This is a genomic window from Pseudomonas sp. Z1-14 (assembly GCF_051132005.1).
GTDB lineage: Bacteria > Pseudomonadota > Gammaproteobacteria > Pseudomonadales > Pseudomonadaceae > Aquipseudomonas.
The window spans coordinates 4,962,052-4,980,859 of sequence record NZ_CP071646.1 but is presented as its reverse complement, the minus strand read 5'-3'; the positions used below and the strand labels follow the sequence as shown (position 1 = coordinate 4,980,859).

18 protein-coding genes are annotated in these 18,808 nt (G+C 62.6%); 6 read left to right on the top strand and 12 right to left on the bottom strand.

Going from position 1 to position 18,808, the window contains the following annotated elements; translation table 11 throughout:
* Positions 1 to 6: 6 nt before the first annotated feature.
* The 3 genes from J3P89_RS23025 to J3P89_RS23015 are packed head-to-tail and all read right to left on the bottom strand — an operon-like array spanning position 7 to position 2,864.
* The gene (locus tag J3P89_RS23025; RefSeq protein ID WP_434695749.1) at positions 7 to 1,029 is read right to left on the bottom strand and encodes an SIS domain-containing protein; all 1,023 of its coding nucleotides are present in this window, start codon (positions 1,027 to 1,029) and stop codon (positions 7 to 9) included.
* Positions 1,010 to 2,116: an N-acetylglucosamine-6-phosphate deacetylase gene (gene nagA / locus J3P89_RS23020; protein ID WP_434695748.1), complete on the bottom strand. Its 1,107-nt coding sequence runs from the start codon at positions 2,114 to 2,116 to the stop codon at positions 1,010 to 1,012. The genes J3P89_RS23025 and nagA overlap by 20 nt, the downstream gene beginning before the upstream one ends.
* A 16-nt stretch (positions 2,117 to 2,132) precedes the next feature.
* Positions 2,133 to 2,864 carry a GntR family transcriptional regulator gene (locus tag J3P89_RS23015; protein ID WP_305496537.1) on the bottom strand — a complete coding sequence of 244 codons (732 nt, stop codon included), beginning with the start codon at positions 2,862 to 2,864 and terminating at the stop codon, positions 2,133 to 2,135.
* Between the two features lie 1,669 nt (positions 2,865 to 4,533).
* Between J3P89_RS23015 and J3P89_RS23010 the strand changes: the two genes are divergently transcribed.
* A complete protein-coding gene (locus J3P89_RS23010; protein ID WP_434695747.1) occupies positions 4,534 to 4,842 on the top strand; it encodes a DUF6124 family protein in 309 nt (102 codons plus the stop codon).
* A gap of 549 nt (positions 4,843 to 5,391) precedes the next feature.
* On the opposite strand, the gene J3P89_RS23005 is transcribed toward J3P89_RS23010, so the two are convergent.
* Together J3P89_RS23005 and J3P89_RS23000 are read right to left on the bottom strand one after the other, a co-directional pair.
* Complete coding sequence (locus J3P89_RS23005) at positions 5,392 to 5,898, bottom strand: L,D-transpeptidase family protein (protein ID WP_305496533.1); 507 nt, start codon at positions 5,896 to 5,898, stop codon at positions 5,392 to 5,394.
* A gap of 40 nt (positions 5,899 to 5,938) precedes the next feature.
* Positions 5,939 to 6,490, bottom strand: a complete 552-nt coding sequence (locus J3P89_RS23000) for an NUDIX hydrolase (RefSeq protein ID WP_434695746.1) — start codon at positions 6,488 to 6,490, stop codon at positions 5,939 to 5,941.
* 147 nt (positions 6,491 to 6,637) lie between these two features.
* Here J3P89_RS23000 and J3P89_RS22995 point away from each other — a divergent pair, with 147 nt between their 5' ends.
* The 3 genes from J3P89_RS22995 to J3P89_RS22985 are packed head-to-tail and all read left to right on the top strand — an operon-like array spanning position 6,638 to position 7,984.
* Positions 6,638 to 7,237 (top strand): CoA pyrophosphatase, encoded by a 600-nt coding sequence (locus J3P89_RS22995; protein ID WP_434569685.1) that lies wholly within the window; start codon positions 6,638 to 6,640, stop codon positions 7,235 to 7,237.
* 16 nt (positions 7,238 to 7,253) lie between these two features.
* Positions 7,254 to 7,778: a gamma carbonic anhydrase family protein gene (locus J3P89_RS22990; RefSeq protein WP_434695745.1), complete on the top strand. Its 525-nt coding sequence runs from the start codon at positions 7,254 to 7,256 to the stop codon at positions 7,776 to 7,778.
* A complete protein-coding gene (locus tag J3P89_RS22985; protein WP_434569683.1) occupies positions 7,775 to 7,984 on the top strand; it encodes a DUF1289 domain-containing protein in 210 nt (69 codons plus the stop codon). The genes J3P89_RS22990 and J3P89_RS22985 overlap by 4 nt, the downstream gene beginning before the upstream one ends.
* A 158-nt stretch (positions 7,985 to 8,142) precedes the next feature.
* On the opposite strand, the gene J3P89_RS22980 is transcribed toward J3P89_RS22985, so the two are convergent.
* Both J3P89_RS22980 and J3P89_RS22975 read right to left on the bottom strand, forming a co-directional pair.
* Positions 8,143 to 8,751: a Pr6Pr family membrane protein gene (locus J3P89_RS22980; RefSeq protein WP_434698045.1), complete on the bottom strand. Its 609-nt coding sequence runs from the start codon at positions 8,749 to 8,751 to the stop codon at positions 8,143 to 8,145.
* Positions 8,752 to 8,793: 42 nt separating this feature from the next.
* Positions 8,794 to 9,024, bottom strand: a complete 231-nt coding sequence (locus tag J3P89_RS22975) for a VF530 family DNA-binding protein (protein ID WP_434569681.1) — start codon at positions 9,022 to 9,024, stop codon at positions 8,794 to 8,796.
* Between the two features lie 57 nt (positions 9,025 to 9,081).
* Between J3P89_RS22975 and J3P89_RS22970 the strand changes: the two genes are divergently transcribed.
* Both J3P89_RS22970 and J3P89_RS22965 read left to right on the top strand, forming a co-directional pair.
* Positions 9,082 to 9,336, top strand: a complete 255-nt coding sequence (locus tag J3P89_RS22970) for a hypothetical protein (protein ID WP_434625845.1) — start codon at positions 9,082 to 9,084, stop codon at positions 9,334 to 9,336.
* Between the two features lie 172 nt (positions 9,337 to 9,508).
* Positions 9,509 to 11,923: a glucose/quinate/shikimate family membrane-bound PQQ-dependent dehydrogenase gene (locus J3P89_RS22965; protein ID WP_434695744.1), complete on the top strand. Its 2,415-nt coding sequence runs from the start codon at positions 9,509 to 9,511 to the stop codon at positions 11,921 to 11,923.
* Between the two features lie 211 nt (positions 11,924 to 12,134).
* Here the strand turns inward: J3P89_RS22965 and purT are convergent, their stop codons facing one another.
* The 5 genes from purT to J3P89_RS22940 all read right to left on the bottom strand — a co-directional run bounded on the left by purT (position 12,135) and on the right by J3P89_RS22940 (position 18,717).
* Positions 12,135 to 13,316, bottom strand: a complete 1,182-nt coding sequence (purT, locus tag J3P89_RS22960; RefSeq protein ID WP_434695743.1) for a formate-dependent phosphoribosylglycinamide formyltransferase — start codon at positions 13,314 to 13,316, stop codon at positions 12,135 to 12,137.
* 90 nt (positions 13,317 to 13,406) lie between these two features.
* Positions 13,407 to 13,874, bottom strand: a complete 468-nt coding sequence (locus J3P89_RS22955) for a VUT family protein (RefSeq protein ID WP_434569679.1) — start codon at positions 13,872 to 13,874, stop codon at positions 13,407 to 13,409.
* A gap of 225 nt (positions 13,875 to 14,099) precedes the next feature.
* Positions 14,100 to 14,885: a siderophore-interacting protein gene (locus J3P89_RS22950; RefSeq protein WP_434653569.1), complete on the bottom strand. Its 786-nt coding sequence runs from the start codon at positions 14,883 to 14,885 to the stop codon at positions 14,100 to 14,102.
* 4 nt (positions 14,886 to 14,889) lie between these two features.
* The gene (locus J3P89_RS22945) at positions 14,890 to 15,459 is read right to left on the bottom strand and encodes a PadR family transcriptional regulator (RefSeq protein ID WP_434695742.1); all 570 of its coding nucleotides are present in this window, start codon (positions 15,457 to 15,459) and stop codon (positions 14,890 to 14,892) included.
* 150 nt (positions 15,460 to 15,609) lie between these two features.
* Complete coding sequence (locus J3P89_RS22940; protein WP_434695741.1) at positions 15,610 to 18,717, bottom strand: transglycosylase domain-containing protein; 3,108 nt, start codon at positions 18,715 to 18,717, stop codon at positions 15,610 to 15,612.
* Between the last annotated feature and the right edge of the window lie 91 nt (positions 18,718 to 18,808).

Below are 18,808 nucleotides of genomic sequence, written 5' to 3'. Positions count from 1 at the left end.
GTCGGCTCAGTGGGTTCGGGTGACCTTGCTCAAGTGCCGTGGCTGGTCCGGATCCAGGCCTCGGGCCACGGCCAGCCGGGCGGCCATGCCATAAAAGCTCTGGATCGCCAGGATCGGGTCCAGGGCCGGGTGTTCGGCGCGGGACAGGGTCAGGTCGCGTTCGGCAATGTCATCGGGGGCCGCCAGCAATACCCGCGCGCCGCGTTGGCGCATGTCGGCGGCCAGGCTCAACACGCCGGCTTGCTCGGCACCCCGCGGAGCGAAGACCAGCAGCGGATAGTGTTCGTCGATCAGTGCCATCGGCCCGTGACGGACTTCGGCGCTGCTGAAGGCCTCGGCTTGAATCGCCGAGGTTTCCTTGAATTTGAGCGCCGCTTCCTGGGCGATGGCGAACCCGGCGCCACGGCCGATCACCATCAACCGCGTACAGTCGCGCAGCGCCTCGACGGCCGGGCTCCAATCCTGGCGCGCGGCGTCGCGCAAGCCTTCGGGCAACGCGCGGCCAGCCTCCAGTAACTCGGAATCGTCCTTCCAGTGCGCCACGAGCCGCGTGCTGGCGCTGAGGGTGGCGATGAAACTCTTGGTCGCGGCGACGCTGTTTTCGACGCCGGCGCACAGCGGCACGCTGAATTCACAGGCAGCCTCCAGCGGCGAATCCTCGGCGTTGACCATCGCCACGCTCAGCGCGCCACGCTTGCGCAACAGACGCAGGCTGTTCACCAGGTCGGGGCTCTGCCCGGACTGGGAAAAGGCAAAGGCCACCTGGCCGCTGACCTTGAGCGGCGCCTGCTGCAGGGTTACCACCGACATGGGCAACGATGCCACCGGCAAGCCCAGGTGCTGCATGGTCAGGTAGGCGAAGTAACTGGCGGCATGATCGGAACTGCCCCGGGCGACGGTCATCGCCACTTGCGGCGGCTGGCGGCGCAGGCGTCCGGCGATTTCCTGCAGGGCCGGATCCAGCCGCTGCAACTGGCGCTCGACGGCATCGGACGAGGCGAGGGCCTCTTCAAGCATTCTGGAAGACAATGGCTTCTCCTTCGACCATCACGTCGGTCAGGTTCAGGGAACGGTCAAGGCGCACACAGTCGGCCCAGGCGCCGGGGCGCAGGCGTCCGCGTTCGGGCAGGCCGAGGTAATCGGCGGGAAATTGCGACAGGCGTTGCGAGGCTTCGGCGATGGGCAGGCCGATCTTCACCAGGTTGCGCAGGGCCTGGTCCATGGTCAGGGTACTGCCGGCCAGCGTGCCGTCGGCCAGCCGCACGCCGCCCAGGCATTTGGTCACGGTGTGGCTGCCCAGCTTGTATTCGCCGTCGGGCATGCCGGCGGCGGCCGTCGAGTCGGTGACGCAATACAGGCACGGAATCGAACGCAGGGCCACGCGCATGGCGCCGGGGTGTACGTGCAGCAGATCCGGGATCAATTCGGCATATTGCGCGTGGGCCAGTGCCGCGCCGACGATGCCCGGTTCGCGGTGATGCAGCGGGCTCATGGCGTTATACAAATGGGTAAAACTGCTGGCCCCGGCGGCCAGCGCCGCGACGCCTTCTTCGTAGCTGCCGAGGGTATGGCCGATCTGCATGCGCACGCCGCGGGCGCTGAGGGCGCGGATCAAGGCATCGTGCCCGGCGATTTCCGGCGCAATGGTGATCACCCGGATCGGCGCCAGGGCGAGATAAGCCTCCACTTCCGCCATCAACGCGGTGTGGGCGAAATTCGGTTGGGCGCCGAGTTTTCCGGGGTTGATATAAGGCCCTTCCAGATGCACGCCGAGCACCCGCGCGCTGCCGCCGGGCCGCTGTTCGCAGTATTCGCCGAGGGCCTTGAGCACCCCGGCGATTTCTTCGCTCGGTGCCGTCATGGTGGTGGCGAGCAGCGACGTGGTGCCGAAGCGCACGTGGGTTCGGGCGATCGTCTCGAACGCCGTCGCGCCCTCCATGATGTCCTTGCCGCCACCGCCGTGCACATGCAAGTCGATGAAGCCGGGCAGCAGATAGGGCAGGTCGTTGCTCGCCGGGTCGCAGGGCTGGCCTTCGATGGCCGCGACCTTGCCGTGTTCGTGGAACAGGCGGCCGCGTATCCAGCCGTTGGCGGTGAGGATGTTGTCTTCGGACATGGAAATTCTCTGGTCTCTAGCGCCGCAGCTCGGCGACAAAGTCGTAGTAGTCGTTGCGACAATAGGTGTCGGTGACTTCGATGGGCGTGTTGTCTTCCAGGTAGCCGACCCGCGTCATCAGCAACATCGCGGTGCCGGGGGCGATGCCCACCAGGGCGGCGAATTCATCGGAAGCGTTGATCGCCTGGATGTGCTGCAGCGCGCGAACGACCGGTTTGCCAATACCATCGAGGAACTCGTACAGCGAATCGCCCACCGCCTGTGGCTTGGGAATGATCGATGCCGGCAGCGTGCTCATTTCAATCGCCATGACCGTGTCATCGGCCTTGCGCAGGCGCTTGAGCCGCGCGACTTTGTCGGTGGGCGACAGGCCCAGGCGGATCAGTTCTTCGTGGGTCGGCGGGGTGATCTCGCGCTCCAGCCATTGCGAACCGGGCACAAAGCCCTTGAGTCGGAGCATCTCGCTGAAGCCGCTGAGGCGTGACAGCGGTTGTTCCAGGCGCGGGGTGATGAACGTGCCCGAACCCTGGTTACGGCGGATCAGGCCTTGTTCGAACAGCACTTCCAATGCTTTGCGGGCGGTGACCCGGGAGATGCCCAGTTGTTCGCTGAGGCTGCGCTCGGACGGCATTGCCTGCTCGGCTTTCCATTGGCCGGCGTGGATGGCGGCTTCCAGGTTGCGGGCCAGTTGCAGGTAGAGCGGGGTGGGTTGGGTATCGTCAGGGCGCAGGGTCTGGATGTCGTTCATGGGGATGTCCGATGCGGTTTTTTTGGGCGTTGTCGCTCGGTAAGTTGGGTGGAAGCTAATACCACTTGAATACCATGTCAACGTGGGATCTGGTTGGTTTTTGGGCGTTTATGGGGTGTTTCGAGGGGGTTGGCTTTAAGTGGTATTACCGGGCGGAGGAGGGTTCGTGAGCGTACGGCGTTGGGTGGTGGTTTCAGGAGGGCAGTGGTATGCATGGGTTGTAAATTAGGGGATTTGATATTTATTTTTTTTGCGACCGGAGGGGGCGGCGTGTATATCCGTTGCTGCGGTGATGGCTACTTATGGTTCCGCTTTTACAGCGGGTCACTTTTGGAAGAGCGCCAAAAGTAACCAAAAGCGCTTTGCCCCACCACTCGGCACCTCGCCTGGGCTCGGTGTGCCCTCACTCCGGCATTGCTCCGTGGGCCCGCCGCGAAGGGCCGTCCCTGGCCCAGCGCGGCTACCTCGGCATCCTTGCCGAGATGCCCACTGCGCAACGCCTGCGTTCGGCCAGCGTGGTTAACGGGGCGCTGAGATCAAAGTCAAAAACACAGCAAGAGCAAGAGCAAGAGCAAGAGCAAGAACCGGCCTGTCTTTTGGCGGTTGTACTTCGATCCATCTGTGGGAGCGAGCCTGCTCGCGAAGGCGGAATGTCAGTCGATGAAGAGGCTGGATGTGCCGGCCTCATCGCGAGCAAGCTCGCTCCCACAGGGGTTGTGGCGTACGCTAATTTTGTAGCTGCTGAAGATCCAATGTGTGCGAGCCTGCTCGCGAAGGCGGAATGTCAGTCGATGAAGAGGCTGGATGTGCCGGCCTCTTCGCGAGCAGGCTCGCTCCACAGGGGCTGTGGCCTACGCAAATTTTGTAGTTGCTGAAGACCCAATGTGGGAGCGAGCCTGCTCGCGAAGGCGATGTCACAGCCGATGAAGATGTTGGCGGTACCGGCCTCTTCGCGAGCAGGCTCGCTCCCACAGGAGAAGTGCGGTCCCACCAAAACCAGGTCGGCTTCAGGCCGCCTCGTGGCGGACGTTGATTTCGGCGCCCCGTTAACCACGCTGGCCGAACGCAGGCATTGTGGAGTGGGCATCCCGGCATGGATGCCGGGATAGCCGCGCTGGGCCAGGGACGGCCCTTCGCGGCGGGCCCACGGAGCAATGCCGGAGTGAGGGGACACCGAGCCTTGGCGAGGTGCCGAGTGGTGGGGCAGAGCGTTTTTGGTTACTTTTGGCGCTCTTTCCAAAAGTGACCCGCTGTAAAAGCGGAACCATTACCGGCCGTGACCGCAGCAAAGGATATGTACCCCCATTCAACTCCAAAAAAGCTACCCGAACTCTGTGGGAAACATCCCGGATCAGATGGTTGGTCTGTCAGACGCCCCGAAATTTCCGACATGTTTTTAAGGTTGTCCCTCGGAAGTCAGGGTTCTAGTCTTCAGGCGTCGCTGCCAATTCAGCGACCGGACGTGAGAATCCGAGCATCTCTAGGCGCACAGGCGCCCACCATATAAAGTGCAGGCGCATTTCGCCTATGCATCATGTTATGGCGGCTGTGCGCGGGCACGCTTCTGCGTGGCCGGGTTCCTAGAGTCCGGATTCTCACCCCGCGTACGGCTGCCACCCTCCAGTCCGTGAGAAGACCCGGTGGTAGCTCCATCTCTAGGAGCAAGACCATGATCAAAGAAACCCCAAACCCGCCAAACCCCGCCGACCGCGCTATGGACCAGAATCCCAAGCCCGACGACAGCGATTCAGACCCCCAACCCTCGACACAGCTGTTCAACGTGACGGACAGCATCGACACCGAAACCCTGCTAGCCAACCTCAGCGAAACCCTGGCCTCGGCCAATGCAATGCTCAGCGACCTGGCATTCAATCTGGAAGGCTCACGACGGCACGTAGCGTTGGGAGTGGTGCAGATGATTGAGCTCGGGGAGTTGCTGACAAACAAGGCCTTGGATCGAGTCGAGCTTCGAACTTGATGCCATAAATAATGGCCTCTTCGCGAGCAGGCTCGCTCCCACAGGAAAAATGCGACTCCATCAAGAGTCAGGTCGGCTTCAGGCCGCCTCGCGATGGACGTTGATTTCGGCGCCCCGTTAACCACGCTGGCCGAACGCAGGCATTGCGCAGTGGGCATCCCGGCATGGATGCCGGGATAGCCGCGCTGGGCCAGGGACGGCCCTTCGCGGCGGGCCCACGGAGCAATGCCGGAGTGAGGGGACACCGAGCCTTGGCGAGGTGCCGAGTGGTGGGGCAGAGCGTTTTTGGTTACTTTTGGCGCTCTTTCCAAAAGTGACCCGCTGTAAAAGCGGAACCATTGCTGGCCGTGACCGCAGCAACGGATATGTACCCAATTCAACTCCCAAAAAGACTACCCGGAATTTTGTGGGAAACATCCCGGATCAGAGTTGCGAAGCGGCCCTGAAACCTGACAGCGCGGTGTGTCAGGCGGATTGAGTTGTCTGCGTTGAGGCTGCTGCGCAGCCCAGCGGGAGCAAGCTCCCTCGCCACAAAGGCTCCTTGCGCAGTTACGGGCGAATCTCGATCATCGTCCCATCCGGCACCAGGTTCCACACCTCACGCATATCCACATTGCGCATGGCGATACAGCCATCGGTCCAGTCCAGCGTATGGAACAACTGCTCCGGGTTCTCCTCCGAATCCGGCGTGCCATGGATCATGATCATTCCCCCCGGCTCCACGCCTTCGCGGCGGGCGCGGGCGGCGTCGCTGATGTTGGGGTAGGAAATGTGCATCGACAGATAGAAGCGCTCGCTGGTCTTGCGCCAGTCCAGCCAGTAGAAACCCTCGGGGGTGCGCTTGTCGCCTTCGATCAGCTTGGGGCCTTTCTTGGCGCCCTTGCCCAGGGAGATGCGATAGGTCTTCAGCGGCTTGCCGTCGTTGATCAATTGCAATTGATGGGCCGACTTCAGCACCAGGACTTTTTCAATGACCTTGCCGTTATAGGTTCCCACGGCGGCGGCTTGGGACACAGCGGTAAACGACAGGCAGAACAGGACAAGCAACCAGCGCATTAAAACGATATCCCTAGAGGTGTCGCGACTATATTGATGTTCAGGTATTGGCAGGCTGGGCCAGCGGCGGTATCGACTCGGATCGCACCGGGTAATCCTCGGCCCGTCGGTCAGCGTAAAAGTATTCCAGGGTACGGCCCACCGTGCGGAAAGCCAGCTCGTCCCACGGAATCTCGGTTTCTTCGAACAACTTCACTTCCAGGCTCTCGGGCCCGGCGGCAAAATCCATGTCGACCAGCTCTGCGCGGAAGAATACATGCACCTGGCTGATGTGCGGTACGTCGATCAGCGTATAGATGCTCAGGTTTCGCACCCGGGCGCAGGCTTCCTCGGCGGTTTCACGGACGGCGGCCTGCTCGACGGTCTCGCCGTTTTCCATGAAGCCCGCCGGCAACGTCCAATAACCGCGGCGCGGTTCGATGGCGCGGCGGCATAAAAGGACTTTGCTACCCCAGGTCGGTACACATCCGGCAACGATATTGGGGTTCTGGTAATGGATGGTGTGGCAGGTGTCGCAGACGAAGCGCAGGCGCGAGTCGCCCTCGGGTATGCGCTGGGTCACCGGGTTACCGCACTGGCTGCAGAATTTCATGCTTGGATTCCTGGAGGCTGCGCCTATCTTGGCGTGTGCGGGCGGGTATCGGCAAGTTGTCGTTTCGCGACATGACGTGGTCCCGGGGCTTGGGCCGCTTGGCTGATTGGTGCATGATGCTAGGCAGCGAATAAATCGAGAAGTCTCATGCTGGACGAGCTACTGCATCGAGTAAGCAACCATACGCCGCGCGATCTGGAGACCGATCGGCGTTTCCCTGAAGCGGCGGTGCTGGTGCCGATCACCCGCAGCGACGAGCCGGAACTGGTCCTGACTTTGCGCGCCAGTGGGCTCTCGACCCACGGCGGCGAAGTGGCTTTCCCCGGCGGGCGCCGCGACCCGGAAGACCCGGACCTGATCTTCACTGCCCTGCGCGAAGCCGAAGAGGAAATCGGCCTGCCGCCTGGCCTGGTGGAAGTGATCGGCCCTCTCAGCCCGCTGATTTCCCTACACGGCATCAAGGTCACCCCCTATGTCGGGGTGATTCCCGATTACGTCGAGTACCAGGCCAACGATGCCGAGATCGCCGCGGTCTTCAGCGTGCCGCTGGAGTTTTTCCGCAAGGACCCGCGCGAACACACCCACCGCATCGATTACCAGGGGCGCAGCTGGTACGTGCCCAGTTATCGCTTCGGCGAATACAAGATCTGGGGCCTGACGGCGATCATGATCGTCGAGCTGGTCAACCTGCTGTACGACGCGGGTATCGACCTGCACACACCGCCCAACAGTTTCATCAATACCTGACGCCCCGAGGACTTCCATGAAATACCGCCTGGGCGATGCCCGTGTCGAAACCCATCCACAGAGCTGGGTTGCGCCCAACGCCACGCTGGTGGGCAAGGTCCGCCTCGAAGAAGGCGCCAATGTCTGGTTCAACGCCGTGCTGCGCGGCGACAACGAACTGATCCTGATCGGCAGGAACAGCAACGTGCAGGACGGCACGGTGATGCACACCGACATGGGCTTTCCGCTGACCATCGGCACCGGCGTGACCATCGGCCACAACGCGATGCTCCACGGCTGCACGGTGGGGGACTACAGCCTGATCGGCATCAACGCGGTGATCCTCAACGGCGCGAAGATCGGCAGGAATTGCATCATCGGCGCCAACTCGCTGATCGGCGAAGGCAAGGAGATTCCCGATGGTTCGCTGGTGATGGGCTCGCCGGGCAAGGTCGTGCGCGAGCTGACCGAGGCCCAGAAGAAGATGCTCGAAGCCAGCGCGGCGCACTATGTGCACAACTCGCAGCGTTATGCCCGCGACTTGGTCGAGCAAGGACAATGAACCCGGCTGAACGTCCGGTTCCCTCGCCCTGCGTGAACATCTGCGCGCTGGATGATGACGACATCTGCACCGGCTGCCAGCGCACCGTGGCGGAAATCACCCGCTGGAGCCGGATGGACAATGAAGAGCGGCGCGGCGTCCTGGCGTTGTGTCATGAACGGGCCAAGGCCAGTGGGTTGGTGTGGATGTTGCCGGCAAAACCTTGATGTATTCACTGTGGCGAGGGGATTTATCCCCGCTGGGCTGCGCAGCAGCCCCAAATCAAGCTCCAGGTGGTGTCAGGAAAAACGCATAGCCTTTTAAAGGGGCCGCTACGCAGCCCCGCGGGGATAAATCCCCTCGCCACAGATAATCACGGTGATTCTTAGTGGGGCCGCCGCCCCAGCCACCAATCCAATCCCACAACCCCCAGCGCGATCCCGACAAACCCCGCCAATATCCCCCCGGCGTTGATCAGTACCTGTGGATAACCCAGAGTCGCCACATCAATGAAAGGGTAAGGGTAGGCCGCCAGCAGATTGCCACGCAGCAGGATATAACCGAAGTACACCAAGGGATAAAGCATCCACAGCCCGATGTGGCGCAGGCGCAAGCTGCCCTTGGGCACGCAGAACCACCAGTAGCCGATGAACAGCGCGGGCATCACGTCATGCAAAAGTTCGTCGGCAATGAACTGCCAGCCTTCGGGTTGCCAGAGATGGCGCAGCAGCAGGCTGTAGGCCAGCCCGACCAGGGCAATGCTCACGGCGATGCCGCTGCATACCGCTGGCCCGAGGAACCAGCGCCGCGCCGCTGAATCGCGGTGGGTCAGTTCGAAGCTCAGCACCACGGCCACCAGCGTGTTGGTCAGCACCGTGAAAAAACTGAAGCAATTCACCAGCCCGCCCAGCAGGCTCGCGCCCAGCTCCCAACGCCCGAGCAAGATCAGATACAACTGGATGCTCAGTCCCGCCCAGCCAAGCAGTGCCGCCATCGACACGAAACTGCGCCGCAGGGGAATTCCAACGCCCACGACTCAGACCGGCCGTTTCGTGCGCATCAGCTTGATGTACAGGCGCTCGACTTTTTCCCGCGCCCACGGCGTCTTGCGCAGGAAGGTCAGGCTCGACTTGATGCTGGGGTCGCTCTTGAAACAGCGGATATCGATGCGTTCGGCCAGGCCCGACCACTCGTAGTGCTGCACCAGGGCATTGAGGATCTGCTCCAGCGTCACGCCGTGCAGTGGGTTGTCGTTGTGTTCGGTCATGAAGCCTGTACGCCAGGTAAGTGATATGCCGCGCACCTTAGCCGAGGTGCCGTTCGGGTGGAAGCGCCGCGCTTTGAAAGCAGTGGCCGCGTCGTTGAAGCCCGTTTGACTGTTACCGAATCCGAAAGGATCCATGTTGGTAAAAGCGCTTTCTCTATTTGTAACAGAACATTATCCTTGCGCAGCCAGCTGAAACGCTTCTCCTGCCGCGCCAGAGCCTTTGCGTTTGTTCAATCCTTAAAAAAGATCAAGAAATCCCTCTTTATGTTTGATGTTCAGACTCTGCCAGACAGCGCTGTCCGGCTTCGCTGACAGGCGGACGACACGCCGATTGGCGGGATCCAGTCGTCGTTCTGATGGCCAACGCAAGCCCAGCGGCAGCGCGTCGACCGATCACTTTTTTACTGAACCATGCCTGCGCGAGATCGTCATCTAAAGTGACTGCTTGCGCGGGACTCTTTAAAACGTCACGGAGATACACACTATGAGCACTGAGGGTGCTTTGAGTCGAAGCCGTCTGCTACCGAGCCTGCTCGGCATTCTGCTTCTGTTGATGGGCCTGGCCCTGTTGGCCGGGGGAATCAAGCTGAGCACGCTCGGCGGCTCGCTGTATTACCTGCTTGCCGGTATCGGCCTGGCGCTCACCGGCGTCCTGCTGATCCTGGCCCGCCGTGCGGCGTTGGGGCTGTACGCGCTGGTGCTGTTCGCCAGTACCGTTTGGGCCCTGTGGGAAGTGGGCCTGGACTGGTGGCAACTGGTGCCGCGCCTGGCGATGCTGTTTGCCCTGGGCATCGTCTTGCTGCTGCCATGGTTCCGCCGCCCGTTGCTGACTGCCGATGCGTCGCCGATGGGCACCCGCGCATTGGGCGCTGCGGTGATCATCGCCGGTATCGCCGCGCTCGCCAGCCAGTTCACCAACCCGGGTGAAATCAAGGGCCAACTGGACCGCGACAGCGTGCCAGGCATGGCCAACACCGCACCGGCGATGCCGGACGGGGACTGGAACTCCTACGGCCGCAGCGCCCACGGCGACCGTTATTCGCCGCTGGCGCAGATCACCCCGCAGAACGTCGGCCAGTTGAAGGAAGCCTGGACGTTCCGCACCGGTGACCTGCCAGGGCCGAACGACCCGGGCGAGACTACCGCTGAAAACACCCCGCTCAAGGCCAACGGCATGCTCTACGTGTGCACGCCGCACAGCCAGGTGATTGCGCTGGAGCCTGAAACCGGCAAGGAAATCTGGCGTTTCGATCCGAAGCTTTCCACGCAGAATGCGGAAAACTTCAAGGGTTGGGCCCACATGACCTGCCGCGGCGTGAGCTATCACGATGACGCCGTGTACGCCTCGGCCGAGCAGAGCCCGACCGGCACCGCCAGCACCACGCCGGCCAGCACCGTGTGCCCACGGCGGATCTTCCTGCCAACCGCCGACACCCGCCTGATCGCCCTCAACGCCGACACCGGCAAGATGTGCGAAGACTTCGGCGACAAGGGACAGGTCGACCTGACCGCCAACATCGGTGGTTTCACCGCCGGCGGTTACTACTCCACCTCGCCGCCGGCGGTCACCCAGAACCTGGTCGTGATCGGCGGCCACGTCACCGATAACGTTTCCACTGACGAGCCAAGTGGTGTAATCCGTGCCTACGACGTGCACACCGGCAAGCTGGTATGGAACTGGGACAGCGGCAACCCGGACGACACCACGCCGATTGCCGAAGGCCAGACCTACACCCGCAACTCGCCAAACATGTGGTCGATGTTCAGCGTCGACGAAAAACTCGGCATGCTCTACCTGCCGATGGGCAACCAGACGCCCGACCAGTTCGGTGGTTTGCGCACGCCCGAGTCGGAAAAATACGCTGCCGGCCTGACCGCGCTGGACATCGCCACCGGCAAGGTGCGCTGGTACTTCCAGTTCACCCACCACGACCTGTGGGACATGGACGTCGGCGGCCAGCCGACCCTGATGGACCTCAAGACTGCTGATGGCGTGAAACCGGCCGTGCTGGCTTCGACCAAGCAGGGCAGCATCTATGTGCTGGACCGCAGCAACGGCCAGCCGATCGTGCCAATCAAGGAGATCCCGGTGCCGCAAGGCGCGGTGGAAGGCGACTTCACTTCACCGACCCAACCGATGTCCGACCTGAACTTCGTGCCGCCGGTCCTTAAGGAACGCGACATGTGGGGCGTGACCCCGTTCGACCAGATGCTGTGCCGGATCGACTTCAAATCGCTGCGCTACGAGGGCATGTTCACACCGCCGTCGTTGCAGGGCTCGATCGTCTATCCAGGCAACTTCGGTGTATTCGACTGGGGCGGTATCTCGGTGGATCCGGTGCGCCAGATCGCTTTCGTCAACCCGAGCTACATGGCGTTCAAGTCGAAACTGGTGCCGGCGGCTGAGGTTGCTGGCGGCCCGGGTCGCAAGAGCGAAACCGAAGGCGTGCAGCCGAACAAGGGCGCGCCGTACGGCGTGATCCTCGAGGCGCTGCTTTCGCCAATGGGCCTGCCTTGCCAGGCGCCGGCCTGGGGTTATGTGGCGGCCGTCGACCTGACCAACAACAAGACCCTGTGGAAGCACAAGAACGGCACCGTGCGCGACAGCTCGCCAGTTCCGATCCCGCTGAGCATGGGCGTTCCGAGCCTGGGCGGCACGTTCACCACCGCCAGTGGCCTGGCGTTCCTGAGCGGCACGCTTGACCAGTACCTGCGCGCCTATGACGTGAAGAACGGTAAACAGCTGTGGGAAGGCCGCCTGCCCGCCGGCGCCCAGACCACGCCGATGACCTATACCGGCAAGGACGGCAAGCAATACGTGCTGGTCGTAGCCGGCGGCCATGGCTCGCTGGGGACCAAGCAGGGTGATTATGTGATCGCCTACAAGCTGCCGGATTAAGCAGAACCGCGCCCAAGAAAAAGGCGACACCCTTGCGGGTGTCGCCTTTTTTGTACCGGAGTCTGAACACAAGCCGCTTTTGTGGCGAGGGAGCTTGCTCCCGCTGGATGCGTCAGCATCCCCTGCGGTGTGATGGCTGACAAAGCAAGGGGGCTGCTTCGCAACCCAGCGGGAGCAAGCTCCCTCGCCACGGGGTTTTATGTACGAGGTTTCAGAGTTCGATCTTGACCGCCTGCGAAGTCCGGGTTGCCTTGGCGCGGGCGGCTTCGATGGATTCGTCGCGGGCCAGGGCCACGCCCAGGCGGCGTTGGCCGTTGACTTCCGGCTTGCCGAACAGGCGCAGGGCGGTGTCCGGTTCGCTCAGGGCGGCGCCGAGGTTGGCGAAGGCGGTCTGCGTCGACTGGCCTTCCACCAGAATCACCGCCGAAGCCGATGGGCCGAACTGGCGGATCAGCGGAATTGGCAGACCCAGAATGGCGCGGGCGTGCAGGGCGAATTGCGACAGGTCCTGGGAGATCAGCGTCACCAGGCCGGTGTCGTGCGGGCGCGGCGAGACTTCGCTGAACCACACCTGGTCACCCTTGATGAACAGTTCGACGCCAAACAGTCCACGACCACCCAAGGCCTCGGTCACTGCCTTGGCGACGCGCTCGGATTCGGCCAGGGCCACCGGGCTCATGGCCTGTGGCTGCCAGGATTCCTGATAGTCGCCCTTTTCCTGACGGTGACCGACCGGTGCGCAGAACGTGGTGCCGCCGACGTGGCGCACGGTAAGCAGAGTGATTTCGTAGTCGAAGTCGATGAAGCCTTCGATGATCACCCGGCCCTTGCCGGCGCGGCCACCTTCCTGGGCGTAGTCCCAGGCTTTCTGCACGTCATCGGCACTGCGCAGCAGGCTCTGGCCCTTGCCCGAGGAACTCATCACCGGCTTGACCACGCATGGGAAACCCAGGGTCTCGACGGCCTTGCGGTAGTCTTCCACGGTGTCGGCGAAGAAGTACGGCGAGGTCGGCAGGCCGAGTTCTTCGGCGGCCAGGCGGCGGATGCCTTCGCGGTTCATGGTCAGTTGCGCGGCGCGGGCGGTAGGGATCACGGTGAAGCCTTCGGCTTCCAGTTCCACCAGGGTCGCGGTGGCGATGGCTTCGATTTCCGGCACGATGTAGTGCGGCTTCTCGGCCTCGATCACTGCGCGCAGGGCCGCGCCGTCGAGCATGTTGATCACGTGGCTGCGGTGGGCCACTTGCATGGCCGGCGCGTTGGCGTAGCGATCCACGGCAATCACTTCAACGCCCAGGCGCTGCAGTTCGATTACCACTTCCTTGCCCAGCTCACCGCTGCCACACAACAAAACGCGGGTCGCGGTGGGCGACAATGGGGTTCCGATACGGGTCATCTGAAGGTCCTCAAACAGGAGCGGATCATCGGGGCGCGCGCCGGGCGAGCTTCCCATGGGGAGAAAGCGCGGCATTTTACATGAACCGCGTCAGCCGGCGACGGCCTGTTTGCGCAGACGCCAGGCCATGATCAGCCAGACGGCCGTGACCCCGGCGAATTTCGACAGCAGGGCGGTGATGACCACGCCTGGCGTGAGGGCGTCGATCAGGCCGAAAAAGATGAAGGTATCCAGCGGAATACTCAGGGCCGAGCTGATCCACAATCGGTCGTGCAACGGGCGCTTGGTGACGCTGAACACCAGCCAGTCGATGCATTCGGACACTGCGAATGCCGTGGCGCTGGCCAGGGCGATGGTCGGATCGGAGGTGACATAGGACAGCACCAGCGCCACCAGCATCGCCGCGATGGCGCCATGACCGAAGCGGGTCTGCACCATGTCGCGCAGGACGAACACCAGGCCACCCCAGGCCGACCAGATGATGTCCAGGTGCGGCGCGGCGGAGAACGCGAAGTTGATCAGCACGACGCTGCCGATGTAGGCGATCAGGAAAAGCATGGGGCGGGGTACCTGGTGGGTTGGATGTCGGGGTAACGACTCCGTGGCGAGGGAGCTTGCTCCCGCTGGGCTGCGAAGCAGCCCCCAAAGCAGTCACCTCGATTTATCTGATCCACCGAGTTGTCAGGTTTTGGGTCTGCTGCGCAGCCCAGCGGGAGCAAGCTCCCTCGCCACAGAGGTTGTGTTCAGTCAATGGGTAAAGGTTACTTCAGCGCCGCCAGACCCTCAATCTTCCTCATTGTCATCAAGCTTCCAATACCCCACCGCCTTGATGAAATCCTGGTCCAGCCCTTTCTCCTCCAGCAACACTTTGCGAATCTGCCGCGACACTTTGCTCTCGGTCGCGACCCAGGCGTACAGCTTGCCACCGGGCATTTCCAACTGCTGGACGGTGCGAAGCAGGCTGTCGCGGTGGCCTTCGCGCAGTACCCAGATCACTTGCACCTGGGCCGGGCTGTGAAGGATCTGCTGTTCGGCACCGTTTTCCACTTCCACCACCACCAGTGCCCGCCGGTTGGGGGCCAGGCCTTCGAGACGTCGGGCGATGGCGGGCAGGGCGGTTTCGTCGCCGATCAGCAAGTAGCTGTCGAAAATATCCGGCACGATCATCGAGCCCCGTGGCCCGGCGATGTTCAGGTACTGCCCGGGAGCCGCCTGGGCCGCCCAGGTTGAAGCGGGGCCGTCGCCGTGGAGGACGAAATCGATCTCCAGCTCCAGGGCGTCCAGGTCGTAGCGGCGCGGGGTGTAGTCGCGCATCTCGGGCATCGGGCCCTGGGCCTTGCCGGCGCCGGGGTTGAAGTTTTCCAGGGCGGCGTGTTCCTCGGCGTTCTGCGGGAACAGCAACTTCACGTGATCGTCCGTGCCGAGGCTGACGAACCCCGCCAGTTCCGGTCCGCCGACGGTGATGCGGCGCATGCGTGGTGTCAGGTCTTGCACCCGCAGCACTTGCAGGCGGCGGCGTTTGATTTCGTGGCTGACGCGGTGGATGGTGTCTGGATCGACTTCAGTCATGCTTTTACTCCGAAACGGTTGGACGGCGAGGGCCGTCGACAATGGCTTTGGCGGTGTCGTTGAGCAGGTCGCGTACCCGCAGGATCTCTTCCGGGCTCCAGCGACCATGGTGCATCTGCAAGGCATGGCGCAGGTTGTGGACCGCCTCGTGGATTTCCGGCGGCCGATCCTGGCCGCGCAGCGAACGCTTGCTGACTTCGATGCGCATCCGTACGCCGTCCAGCGCCACTGCCTGGTCTTCAAGGGATAGACGTCCGGCATCGGTCACGCTGTAGCGTTTTTTTCCGCCATCGGCATCGCCGCTGACCATTTCGCTTTCTTCGAGGAAGGTCAGGGTCGGATAGATCACGCCGGGACTGGGGCTGTAGGCGCCGTCGAACATGCTTTCGATCCGGCGGATCAGGTCATAGCCGTGGCAGGGTTGTTCGGCAATCAGCGCCAACAACAGCAGTTTCAGGTCGCCCGCGGCGAAAACACGCGGCCCGCGACCGCCGCGCTCACGGCTTGCCGCACGTTTGTCGAAGCCGTCGTGAGCGACATGTTCGCGGTGAGGGTGGAAATGCGGGTCTCTCATCGGTCTGTCCTCAGAAATTCTTAAGATAGAACTTAAGATATATCTTTAGACGATGCACGCATGTTTTTTATAAATCCGACGAGCAGCCGGATTCGCCCGACGGCGCAGCGTTGAGCGCGATGGGTTATCAGAAGCTGAAATGGCGGTTGCTCAGCGGCTCGTCACCAATGGCTGACACTGGGTGTGGCTGCCCGGTTGTAAATAGGCCGAGAGAAACGGCGCCATGCCCTTGAGCACCTGTACCGGCAAGGCCGAGGTGAACTTGAAGTTCTGTGCCGAGGCGCCCGGGACGAAGGCGGTCAGGGTGCCGAAATGGCTGTCGCCGATGTAGAACACGAACGTGGCGGTGCGGTTTATCGATTTGGAACTGATCACCCGTCCGCCTGAACCGACGGCTTCGATGCGGTTGTCGCCGGTGCCGGTCTTGCCGCCCATGGCCAGCGGCGTGCCGTCGGCCAGTTTGAAACTGCCCGCGACACGTTTCGCGGTGCCGGCGTCCACCACTTGCGACAGGGCGCCGCGCAAGGCCCGGGCCACTTCCACCGGCATCACCCGCTTGCCGTTGTCCGGATCGCTGACCAGCCGCGTTTCGTAAGGCGTGTCGACGGCAAATTGCAGGCTGTCGACACGCAGCGCCGGTTGGCGGATGCCGTCGTTGAGAATGGTCCCTACCAGTTCCGCGAGGGCGGCGGGGCGGTCGCCGGAGCTGCCGATCGCAGTGGCTAGCGACGGCACCAGATGGTCGAACGGATAGCCGACTTGCTGCCAGCGCTGATGGATATCCAGGAAGGCTTCGACCTCCAGCATGGTGCGGATGCGGCTGTCGCGGGCACTCTTGTGCCGGCTCTTGAACAGCCAGCTGTAGACCTCCTGGCGCTCGAACTGGCTGGCCTTGACGATCTGGCTGAACTTGGCGTCGGGGTTGTTGAGCAGGTAGCCCACCAACCACAAGTCCAGTGGATGGACCTTGGCGATGAAGCCTTGATCCGGCAGGTCATAGGCGCCGGGGCCGTAGCTTTGGTAGAGCCGCTGCAGACGCTCGTCGGTGAGCTTTTCGGCGCTCTTGGCGTTTTTCAGATGGGCGCGTACGAAGCGGTTGAAACTCTCCTGGCTGTCGTTGGGAAAGAAATAGCGGTGCACGGCGGCGAGGCGGATCGCGGTGGGTCGCATGCCGTCGAGGAAGGTTTCGAGGCGCTGGGCGGTGTCCTTTTTCTGGTATTTTTTCCAGAACCTGAGCAGGAACGAGGTGCCTTCGCGATCGGCGAACTGGGCCAGGTATTCCTGGCGGCGCGGGTCCTTGTCATCCTTGAGCAGTTCGGAGCTGTTGTTGGGACCGGCATAGGTGGCGTAGCGCACCAGGTCGCGCATCAGGCGAATGAACGGCAGGTTGATCGATTCGCGCAGGGCGTCGCGCAGGGTCGGCAGGCGACCGTCATCTTCCCTGCGAAAGTTGTGAAAGGTGTGCAGTCCGCCACCGGTGAAAAATGCCTCGCCGGGGCTGGCGGAGTAGGTGCGGTCGAGTGCCGCTTCGAGCATTTTCGGCAGGCTGCGGTCGGTGTTTTCAATCAGGTAGTCCACCGCCCAGCGCGAGAGGCGGTCCTGGTCGGCGATCTCGGTTTTCTTCAGTTGCGCCGGGGTCTGCTGGGCGTAGCGCTCGTGCAATTCGGCGATGATCTGCAGGTAGGTGGTCAGCACCCGCAATTTGGCGGTGGAGCCCAGTTCCAGCTTGCTGCCCTCGTTGATGTCGAAGGGCTGATCGGTGCTGTCGGTCTGTACCCGCACACGCGAACCGTCCGGCGTCAGTTCCAGCAGGGTAAAGCTGTAGCGCACCTGCGTGGTGCTGGTGGGGGTCAGCAGGCGCTCTCCCATCAGGCCGATCTCGGCGGCGAACGCCGGGTCGGCCAATCGCTTGAGGTACTCGGTGGCCTGGGCCTGCAATTCGCTTTGCAAGGTGCTGGTGGCCGACAGGTCGAGGCGATCAAGGTCGTACAGCGGACGATTGAGCAGCGTGGCGAGACGACTGCGTGCGGCGCTGATGCCCTTGTTGGTTTCGTTGGGCTGGATCGTCGGCTGCTGCACCCAGTCGCGATAACTGACTTTGCTGGCCAGGGCGGCCTCGGCCAGGGCCGCATCGATCACGCCGTTCTGCGCCAGCAGCCGGATGTGGCTGTCAGTCAGGCGAGCAAGTTCATCGTGACCCTTCGATAGGTAATGGGACGGCCGCCGCTGGGCGATCATCAGCGAGAGCATTTCCCGCAGGGCCAGGCCTTTTTGCGCCAGGCTCTCGGGGTCGGTGGCGGTGCTGAACAGGCGCTCGTTGGCCTTGTTGAAATCGGCGCCGTACCAGACCCTCAATCCTTCCGCCATGCCATGGACTTCGCCATGACCCGGAACAGCGGAAAGCGGCACGCTGTTGAGGTAGTCGCGGATGACCCGCTGGCGGGCCTCGAGGGTTTGCGGGCCGGCCTGGTAGGCGCGCACGCTGGCGGAAATCATCTGGCGGATCTTCTCCGCCCCCGACACGGTCAGGCCCTCGGGGGAGTGCCGGTACTTCTCCAACTGCGTCGCCAATGTGCTGCCGCCCGCCGACTGGCCGGGCAAGCTCAGCAACTTGGCCACTTGCGACCAGGCCGCCATGCCGAAACGCGGCCAGTCCACCGCCGGGTTAGCCAGCGGCTGCTTGGGATCGAGCAGGAAGCGGTTCTCGATAAACAGCAGGCTCTGCACCACGAGCGGTGGGATGGCGTCGAAACTGGCGTACAGCTGTTGCGGGTATTTGAACTGATACACCGGCGCGGCGCGGCAATCGGTGATGGTCAGTCCCGCCTGGATCTTTTCCGCGTAGGGCACGAACAGGCCTTTATCGACATAGTCCATCAGCTCTGGCGAGAAACGGGCCTGGGCCTGGATCACATAGTCGCGCTTGATCAGTCGTGGCAGGAACTCCCCCAGCGAGCTGTAGCCCAATCGCCGGTCGAACGGACCCGCGCCAGGGTAGACGATGGCGTCGCTGGGCCCCGGTTGCACCGAATAGGTCAAGGACGCGGCGTACTTGCTGATCTCCCGGGCCTGGAACCGGGACGTGCGCATCTCCTTGGCCACGGCAAAGCCGACCACCACGACGATAATCAGCAACAACAACCAGAACGCCCGCCAGCCATGCCGTGCGCGGCGTTTTTTCGGGGGTAAAGGCGCTTCTTCCATACGTTCAGTCGGGACCACAGGTTTATTCGAATCGGTTTGCCACAAAGCGCCCATAGTCGACTGATCCATTCACGCAGATTGATCGGACTTGCTTGAAGCTTAGACGGTGGTTGGCGTGGGGGGAGGGAAATTGTGGCGGTCAGCT